We start from the raw sequence: 4,076 nt of genomic DNA on the forward strand, positions 1-4,076 counted from the left end.
CCAGAGTCGTACTTTCAGGCCGCGTTCCGTGTTCAGTCGCCCAGAAGTTCCCGGCTACCCGACGACACGCTCGCACCCGGTTACAAGAAGGCCTCCTTCGTTTTCGACTTCGATCCGAATCGCGCACTCTCGCTGATTGGTCGATACGCCCTCTCGCAAGCAGACGCCACCGGCGAAACCGTGGCGGCCATTCTTGGAAAACTGCTGAAGTTCCTGCCGATTTTCAAGTACGGGGACGGCGCCATGGCGGTTGTCGATTGGGGGCAAGTGATCACGACGGCAACGAAGGACGTGGCGCAGCGAGCCCTCGACGCTCAGTGGATGACAGCGCTCCTGGTCGGCGTCAACGACGAAACACTCAACGCTCTGGCCAGTGACTCGTCGCTCCTTGACGCCCTGGCAGGGGTACGAACGTTGGGAGGGACGACAGCGAACCTCGAAATCGTGCTGAGCAAGAACGAGAAGCTCAAGATGGCGATACGGGAGAAGGGGAAGAGCAAGCTAACTGCAAAGGAGCAGCAGGAACTCAAGGCCGTCGAGAAGCAGCTTGCCGACTTGAAGAAGAAGATCAAGGATCTCACCGCAAGGATTCCGGCCTTTATGTATCTGACTGATCCGAGAGAGCGGACACTGGCCGAGATCATAGAGACGGCGGAGCCGGAGCTCTTCAAGATGGTGACGGGCCTTACAATCGATTCATTCCTGAGGATGAAAGAGCTCGGCATCTTCAACGGGACGATGATTGACGTATCCGTCGATCGGTTTCGTGAAGAAGAGGACCCAAGTTTCACGTACATCACTGGCGCAGGGTGAGACGGCTGCGCAGTATTGGGGCTGAGGGACTCGGCATGAGAGCGGACACCTCTCCGTTGAGGGTTGCCACGGCTTCATCATTCTCAGGGGATGTTGCATCGAGTACTAGGAGGTGCTCGACGTTGGGCAAGTCAAGTCGGCCGTCTTCAGCGTTGAAGATCGTTTCCCAGGAGACGTCGTTCGCTGGAGCCTGGCTGTCGCGCATCGGAGGCCCGATCTGGGTCAGCCATCGGAGGCTTCCATCAGCTCAACTACGCCCAACCCGTGAGCGGCAAGCCCTTCGCGACGAATGTTGCGCCAGAACTCTGACCGACCTCTCAACTTTGTTGCAGCTTCTGTGCGACCAACCTCAACCACCTCGACTGGGTTTCCAGCAAGCGCCTGGACGTGCCGTCGCCAGTCTTGAATCGACGTCTGCCAGGAGTCATCCTCCTCGTCCACTTCATCGGGGCGGACAACTACTGTGTCGATGTCGCTCCTTGAGCCCGCTTCGTTTCGTACGAACGAGCCAAAGAGAATGACGCTGTCCGGGGGCGCGTCAAGCCTCGAACTGATCTCGCCGATCTGGCCGAGCACGATCTCGCGTGACCGGGAAAGCCGGATGACAGCCTGGGCGGCCACATTCGAGCGGGCTAGCCGAAAGAGTGACGACGGAGGAATCTCTTCGCGGTCAATCAATCCTAAATCAACGAGTCCGGGCACGACTCGTGAGACCTGGGCGGGGCTGACCCCAGCCAGTCGAGCGAGTGTCCGGAGGTTGAGGGCTGCGGTCGTGTCCACCAACACAGCCAGGATTCGGCCCTGCGCGCCGGGTATGACGGCCTCGACTGGGTGCTGGAAGTTCACATCGTCACGGTAGACGATATCCATCATTTATGGAACGATCGTTTCGTTCGTGCGATGTAACAGATCAGGCTCCTGATCAGCAGCGGTCCCGGTTCGTCACTCCGTTCCTACGTCGTCGCCTGCGTCGTCTGAATCGGTATCGATGTCTTCGAGTTCGACGTAGTCATGCCACAGATCGCTCAAGGTGATTCGGGGACTGAGCTGAACCCGGAAGTATCTCCAGCCGTTCGTAGGACCTCCGCGAATATGACCTGCTGCGCCCGACGGTGTCTTGAAGAGAATTCCGTCTACATCAATCGAGCCATCCCCGAGCACGATGACCGTGCGATCCCGAGCGGCCTTGGCTCGGGGAATGAGCGCCGTGTTGGGCTCGATCAGACCTGCGCTCAGCAGATCGAGAACTTCGACCTTTCGGTGCGTCTTCGTCGGAGCCGCATGTTGCTCCGACCGGTGTCCTTCGGGGACCGGCCAAACTGCGAGAAGCTCATCAGTGAGCGTTGCGGTTCGAGCTTCGATGTCGGTGTCGGTCCAGTCTTCGTGAAATCCATCGATGAACGTGCGGTTCAGTTTGAGCACGTCGTGCTCGACGAGGGCAGCCCGCTTGCCGTTTGCGCCCGCCCATTGTCCGTTCGACACCTTGGTGTTCAGGCGCGCGGTCAACAGAGTCAAGTTGCCCAGCGTGTGGATCATCTGATTGCGATCGAAATCAGCGACGGTTTGCGGAAGTGGCCAGTGCTTCTCCCAACTCACCGGCATCACGTGCTCGATGTTGTAGGTACCGCGCATGACACGCTCTGAGAAGCCCATGCTCGCTGATGGCCAGCCGCGGCGACGATCTTCAATCGCTTCGAGGATCATCCGGAGCCGGCCGCGACTCAAGCGTTTGTAGACGCGCTCGTTCGAAAGCTGCTGCGCCACCTCGTGGTCGTCGGGCCAATAGCCGACTGCCGTGCGCTGTTCGCGTAGGAAGGCCTCCAACGTGTCTCCTGCTTTCGTCCGGTCCTGCTTGTGAAGGCGGGCTATCATGTCGGCAACAGTTTGGTTGTAGTTCTTCGAGGTTGCCCGGACGATCATTCTCCGCACCATCCAGCTCTCGACGACGTCGAGTGCTTTGGTGAGCTGGTCGTGTGGGATCGATTCCTGCTCAGGATCGAGGAGCGTCAGTAGCAGTGGCTTGATTACCTCGCTCTCCATCACGCTCGTGCGGTACGCGAACAGTTCGGAACGGTCGAGCGGGCCAGTGAGACGGGTCGTTGCCTCGATGAGGCGTCGATACACGTGGGCAGCTCGATGAAGCTCGGCGACGAGCGCTGCAACAGGTCCTTCCCTTTCAAAGTCGACATATCGCTTGAACCGGATGAAGACCTCACGTGCGAGGACTTCTTCGCGGGTCCGCGCATCGAGCCAGTGATTGAGGAACATCGCGGAACGTGGGTACTTCGTTCGGCCCGAGTTGACCTCGGTTTCCCAGAACGCTGTCTCGAACTCGCTCCAGAAGGACTCGTAGATCGCTTCGACATCTTCACCGGCGTCAGTCAGCCGTTGGAAGACGAAGTTCTTGATGAGGTCGGCTGCAGTGAGCGGAGTCCCGCGGGCATTCAGCGTCTCGAAGATTTCCTGGGCGTCTTCATCGGCAGCGAGGTCGATTACGACGATCTGGAGATGGTCGCGAATCGATCGCTCCAAGGCTGCGCCTCGTTCGGATATCTCGTCGTCACCGTTGAGCCGTAGCCAGACTCCGGCCGATTCACTGAAGAAACGGTGAGCCTGGGTGAGGCGGCTCGATCGGTGCGCAAGGTTCTCGTACTCGACGGGGATGGGAGCCACCATCACCTCGTTGAAGGCAGCGCGATCCTTGTTGGTGGGCCACACCTTGTGTCGGTCGGCGTCACTTTCGCAGAATGCTTCGTCGTTGAGCACAAGTGCTTCCAGTCGGCGGGCCGACTGCGTCGACCCGCCGAGGACGAGTTGAGCATGGACGGCGTCGATCATCAGCTGAAGTGTCGTCAAGCGTTGTTGGCCGTCAATCACGCTGCGCATCTGAAGTGAGCCGAGGGGATTGAGTGTCTGCTGCACGACGACAGCTCCGAGGAAGTGTGGCTGCTGCTTGACGGCCGAATCTCCCATGTAACGCTCCGTGATGCGTACGACGTCGTTCCACAACGGCTCCCACTGGAGTTCCTGGTTCCACACATACGGTCGCTGAAACAACGGCACCATCAGCCGTTGCGGACTCATGAAGATGATCTGGGGCGTTCGTGGCTGCGTCTCCATCTCGGGGTCGATCCTCGCATGCCCGGATCCGCTCCGCCTGAATTTGTCGATTGAAAGCGCGGAGAGTCCGAAGTCAGCTACGGCATCGATGCTCTGCTCAGCCGCCAACCCAATTCGCGCCGCTTGCGAATTTTTCGAATTGC

At 59.2% G+C, this 4,076-nt stretch carries 3 protein-coding genes; 1 reads left to right on the plus strand and 2 read right to left on the minus strand.

Going from position 1 to position 4,076, the window contains the following annotated elements; translation table 11 throughout:
• A partial coding sequence (locus tag ACH2EI_RS22160; RefSeq protein ID WP_395161629.1) for an ABC transporter C-terminal domain-containing protein occupies positions 1-813 on the plus strand: 813 nt, incomplete at its 5' end.
• Between the two features lie 222 nt (positions 814-1,035).
• On the opposite strand, the gene ACH2EI_RS22165 is transcribed toward ACH2EI_RS22160, so the two are convergent.
• Both ACH2EI_RS22165 and ACH2EI_RS22170 read right to left on the minus strand, forming a co-directional pair.
• Complete coding sequence (locus ACH2EI_RS22165; protein ID WP_395152755.1) at positions 1,036-1,686, minus strand: nucleotidyltransferase domain-containing protein; 651 nt, start codon at positions 1,684-1,686, stop codon at positions 1,036-1,038.
• A gap of 69 nt (positions 1,687-1,755) precedes the next feature.
• The coding region (locus ACH2EI_RS22170; protein ID WP_395161631.1) for a DUF262 domain-containing protein at positions 1,756-4,076 on the minus strand (2,321 nt) is incomplete at its 5' end.

This window comes from Ilumatobacter sp. (assembly GCF_041688325.1).
Classification (GTDB): Bacteria; Actinomycetota; Acidimicrobiia; order Acidimicrobiales; family Ilumatobacteraceae; genus Ilumatobacter_A.